Origin of the sequence: Stutzerimonas azotifigens DSM 17556, assembly GCF_000425625.1 — a bacterium.
In the GTDB taxonomy this organism is placed as follows: domain Bacteria; phylum Pseudomonadota; class Gammaproteobacteria; order Pseudomonadales; family Pseudomonadaceae; genus Stutzerimonas; species Stutzerimonas azotifigens.
This window is the reverse complement of sequence record NZ_AUDU01000094.1, coordinates 1-3148: the sequence shown is the minus strand read 5'-3', so window position 1 is coordinate 3148 and position 3148 is coordinate 1. Positions and strand designations below refer to the sequence as shown.

The 3148-nt window shown below is 59.0% G+C and carries 4 protein-coding genes; 2 read left to right on the top strand and 2 right to left on the bottom strand.

The window, feature by feature from the left end; translation table 11 throughout:
- Positions 1-262 precede the first annotated feature (262 nt).
- Both H610_RS0108475 and H610_RS0108470 read right to left on the bottom strand, forming a co-directional pair.
- Positions 263-556: an addiction module antidote protein gene (locus tag H610_RS0108475; protein ID WP_028239263.1), complete on the bottom strand. Its 294-nt coding sequence runs from the start codon at positions 554-556 to the stop codon at positions 263-265.
- Positions 557-558: 2 nt separating this feature from the next.
- Positions 559-852, bottom strand: coding sequence for a type II toxin-antitoxin system RelE/ParE family toxin (locus H610_RS0108470; RefSeq protein ID WP_028239262.1), 294 nt, complete (start codon positions 850-852; stop codon positions 559-561).
- A 342-nt stretch (positions 853-1194) separates the two neighbouring features.
- On the opposite strand from H610_RS0108470, the gene ihfB reads away from it, so the two are divergent.
- Positions 1195-1476 carry an integration host factor subunit beta gene (gene ihfB / locus H610_RS0108465; RefSeq protein WP_028239261.1) on the top strand — a complete coding sequence of 94 codons (282 nt, stop codon included), beginning with the start codon at positions 1195-1197 and terminating at the stop codon, positions 1474-1476.
- Positions 1477-1554: 78 nt separating this feature from the next.
- A complete protein-coding gene (locus H610_RS0108460; protein WP_236614283.1) occupies positions 1555-2841 on the top strand; it encodes a Wzz/FepE/Etk N-terminal domain-containing protein in 1287 nt (428 codons plus the stop codon).
- Positions 2842-3148 lie beyond the last annotated feature (307 nt).

The following is a 3148-nucleotide window of genomic DNA, read 5'->3' as shown; positions in this document are numbered from 1 at the left end:
AATTTTCTACGTGCGCGTGATGCCATGTCTTGCTAAGTCCTCGTTGGGGATGATCATCTCCTATCGAGGTGTCCACGAGAAGTAGACCACTACAGCCTGCCCAGCCAACCCCAAAAGCTCGCCCCGAGGTCGGGCCTCCCACTGCCAAGCCCAGCCCCGCGGCCACACCTGACCTCTTGTGGGAGGCGCGCCCTCGCGGCGACAGGCAGGCACCGCCTGCCCAGGCCTGGTTGCAGCCGCCCTATATCTCCGAAGCGTTAGCTCAAGAGCCCAGCGGTTGGACATGGAGTTCGACACCGAGCGCACGGAGTACTTTTACAACCGTATCGAAGCGCGGTTTCGCGCCAGGAGAGAATGCCTTGTACAGGCTTTCACGGCCGAGGCCCGTCTCCTTGGCGATCTGAGACATACCACGGGCTTTGGTGACATGCCCTATCGCGCGGAGCAGTTCATCGACGTCGCCGTCAGCAAGTACCTGCGACAGGTACTCAGCGATCGCTTCCTCATTATCGAGGTAATCGGCCATGTCGAAATCAAGCAGAGTCAGCTTGTTCATGATCAAACCTCTTTCGCCATTTTCTGCGCTTTACGGATATCAGCTTGCTGGGTCGATTTGTCCCCACCAGCCAGCAATACAATGACTACCTCACCCCGTCTCGTGAAATACAGGCGGTAGCCGGGCCCGACGTCCACTCGTAGTTCCGAAACCCCTTTTCCAACCGACTTCACGTCTCCCAGGTTGCCACGCTCGGCCCGTTCAATTCGGCGCGCGATAGCAATCTTGGCGCGCAAGTCCTTCAGGGAGGAATGCCATTCTGCAAAGCTGGTTGTTTGCCTAATGAGGTAGCTCATGCATCTGATCGTATCCCGCAGGATACAGATTGCAAGGCTTTACAAGCACAGTTACCCCGTGGGAGGCACTCCCCGCTACGGCGACAGGGCAGGCGCAGCCTGCCCGGCCCAACCCAAAAGCTCGCCCCGAGGTCGGGCCTCCCACAGTCAAACCCGTCCCCCGCAGTCACACCGGACCTTCTCTTGTGGGAGGCGCGCCCCCGCGGCGATCAGGCAGGCACAGCCTGCCCACGACAGCTTTCAGCCAGAAGTCAAGCGAAACGCCCTGTTCAAACTCTGCTCAACGTGCTACAACCAGCCACGGATCGAATGATCTAGCCGCTTGAAAAAGAAGGGAAAACCATGACCAAGTCGGAGTTGATCGAGCGTATTGTCACCCAGCAAGGCATGCTGTCTTCGAAGGATGTGGAGCTGGCTATCAAGACCATGCTGGAGCAGATGTCACAGGCGCTGGCCACCGGTGAGCGGATCGAGATCCGCGGCTTCGGTAGCTTTTCGTTGCATTACCGCGCGCCCCGCGTCGGCCGAAATCCTAAGACGGGCGAGTCCGTTCGTCTGGATGGCAAGTTCGTCCCGCATTTCAAGCCGGGCAAGGAACTGCGCGATCGTGTGAATGAAGAATGAGAACTGTGTGGAATTCTTTCGAGGCTGGCTTGTCCAACGTGCTTGCCGCATACGGTCTTGGCATCGAAAGGACTTCCCGTGACCAGCATCCCTCCGCCGTACACCCAGCCAGCCACGGATGAAGTAGACCTGGTTGAACTCTTCCAGGCACTCTGGAAGCAGAAATTCCTCATAGCGGGCATTGCGGTAGCCGTTACCCTGATTGCCGCGCTCTATGCCGTTCTGGCGACTCCCTACTACAAGACGGCATCGTACCTACGGCCGGCCGACCGCAGCAGCCTCGATGTCCTCAATGAAACCGGCCTCTACGAGCTGACGCCCGAAGATGCGCTGAAGCGTGTCGCCTCAGGCCTGTCCTCCTATGACAACCGCCTGAGTTTCTTCCGAAACAACCAAGCCCTGTTCGAGGGAATGGGGCGCGGCAGCGGGACGCTCGAGCAATCGTTCGCCGATTTCAATCAGGAATCGTTCGAGATGCTGTATCCGGACCCCAAGCGTGGGGGAGACCAGATCGGTTATGTCGGCCTGGCGCTGACCTACCCCAAAGGCATGCAGGGCGTGGATATCGTTAACGGCTTCGTTGACTACGTGCTCGAACGGGAACGGCAAGGCGTCGCCAGGGACCTCGAGGCTCTGATCGCCAACCGCCTGGCGGGCCTCGACCGGAGGATGGCGGCAGCTCGCGCCAGCTACGAAACCGCCAAGGAGTCGCAGATCGCGCTGCTGATGGAGGAGGACTCGCTCAGACGAGCGCAGTTGATGGACGAGCTCGCCGCGATTCGGGAGGAGCTCAAGCTCCGCCGCGAGCACCGCATCCAGCAATTGAACGAAGCGATCTCCATCGCCGAGTCATTGGGCATCAAGAAGCCGACCAGCCCCTATGCGATGAGCAACGGTGAGCCGGGCGCCTCGGTCGTACGAACCGATATCACGATCCAGGAGGTGCCCCTTTATTTCATGGGTTCGGAGGCGCTGAGCGCTGAGCGTGCTGCGCTGCAGGCCCGCGAAACGGACGATTTCGCCGAGCCCCGCATAGCCGAGATCGAAAAAGAGCTGGCGATGCTCGAAAACAACCCCGAGGTGGAAATCCTCAAGCAGCGCCAGCAGGAAGATCTCTATCTCCAGGAACTGGCAAGCTGGCGCGAAGAGGCGGCACGCCTTCGAGGCATCACCGTGGATACGGAGCACCTCCAATTGGTGCGCCTCGACCAGCCAGCGCTTGAGCCGCTTTCGCCGGTAAAGCCAAGGAAACTGATGATCGTTGCGCTCGGGCTGGTACTAGGCAGCATGCTAGGTGTGTTCATCGCTCTGGTCCGCAGCCTGTCCATTCGAAGAGCATCACCGTTGGCACCCGTCAGGGAATAAGGCGATCTCGCGGGGCCATGAGCTGAACCGGCCCAAGGGAGCCGTTCATCACCTGACCTGCCAGCAACATTCAAAAGCCAAACTACCTACTTGCATTATGTGATGGGAGTAGCAAAATGCTGGCCCCAAGAAAGGCCGGCAAGACGGTAGGTTCTGTCGTTCCTCCGCCCTTTCTCCATTGCAAAGGGATTTGCCGTGAACGCAGTAACTTCTCCTCAAGTCCTCGTTCGGGAAGTGTCCTCGGACGAAATCGATCTCGTCGAGTGTGGTGGTCAAATAATTTCGGACACTGCGATAGGTTGTATGG

Excerpts from the sequence above, each read along its gene's own strand:
- H610_RS0108470 (WP_028239262.1), bottom strand. The coding sequence starts at position 852 with ATGAGCTACCTCATTAGGCAAACAACCAGCTTTGCAGAATGGCATTCC.
- H610_RS0108475 (WP_028239263.1), bottom strand. The coding sequence starts at position 556 with ATGAACAAGCTGACTCTGCTTGATTTCGACATGGCCGATTACCTCGAT.
- ihfB (WP_028239261.1), top strand. The coding sequence starts at position 1,195 with ATGACCAAGTCGGAGTTGATCGAGCGTATTGTCACCCAGCAAGGCATG.